The sequence below is a fragment of the Streptomyces sp. GLSS-08 genome, from assembly GCF_056387915.1.
Genome location: NZ_JBWJAQ010000049.1, coordinates 1 through 1,053 on the forward strand (window position 1 = coordinate 1; position 1,053 = coordinate 1,053).

Annotated in this window: 1 protein-coding gene; it reads left to right on the plus strand. The window is 68.0% G+C overall.

Annotated features, from left to right (window positions below; translation table 11 throughout):
* Nucleotides 1-212: 212 nt before the first annotated feature.
* Nucleotides 213-995 (plus strand): transposase, encoded by a 783-nt coding sequence (locus AC0ZLC_RS34265; RefSeq protein WP_476755818.1) that lies wholly within the window; start codon nt 213-215, stop codon nt 993-995.
* The last annotated feature ends 58 nt before the right edge of the window (nt 996-1,053 follow it).

Consider the following 1,053-nt stretch of genomic DNA (forward strand, 5'->3'; position numbering starts at 1 on the left):
ACGAGCTCGTGCACGACAAGCGGTGAGACGTCGGGCCCGTGATGGTTGATCATGGTCGGGTGGTGGGGAACAGGGCTCGCGCAGTGATCATCAGCAACCGTCGCATCACGGGCCTGACGGGCGCCGTGATCGCTGAACTCGTTGCCGAGGTAGGTCCGTTGTGGCATGAGCGTCACCAGGCCAAGCTGACCTCTCGGCCACGGAAGCGGGCTGTGGGCGGGGGGCCGAAACACCAGTTGGTCTTCGTCGACCGGCTGCTGGCCACCCTCGTCCACCTTCGTCACGGAGTCACTCACGACGTGCTGGCCTGCTGGTTCGGCGTGGACCGCTCGACCATCACACGAGCTGTCAACGAGGTGCGGCCGCTGCTCGCCGAGCGGGGCTGCACGGTCAGCCCCGACGTGCGGCTGCGAACCCTGGCCGAGGTCGTCGACCACCTCGGCTCGAGCGGGACGACCGGCATCATCGACGGCACCGAGATTCGTGTCCGGCGACCCGCGGCAGGGCGCAAGGACCGGGACAGGTTCATCTCCGGCAAGAACAAGCAGAACGCCGTCAAGTCCATGGTGGTGACGGACAGCGAGGGCCGCCTGCTGTGGTGCAGCCCGGCTCGTCCCGCGAGCTGCGCGGACATCACCCACGCCCGCCAGTTAGGGCTGGTCAAACTCCTGGCCGACGCGCCCGCGCTCGAGATCCTCGCCGACGCCGGCTACCAGGGCCTGGGCGCGCAGACCGGCGGCCGGGTGGTGACGCCCCCGCATCGCAAGTTCAAGAAGAACGCCCCCGACTGGTATGAGGAGATGTACGAGCGTCAGCGCAAGGCACACTCCTCGCGCCGTATCCGGGTCGAGCACGGCATCGCCCATCTGAAGAACTGGCGGGCCCTGGCCCGCCACCTCGGCCGCCGCGAGCACATGAGCGACACCGTCCAGGCCATCGCCGGCCTGCTCTCTCACCAGCAGACCGCAGACCTGCACTCGACAAGGCAGACGTGAGCACGGGTCCCACCGAGGTTCTCGACGTCTCACCGCTTGTCGTGCACGAGCTCGTTAG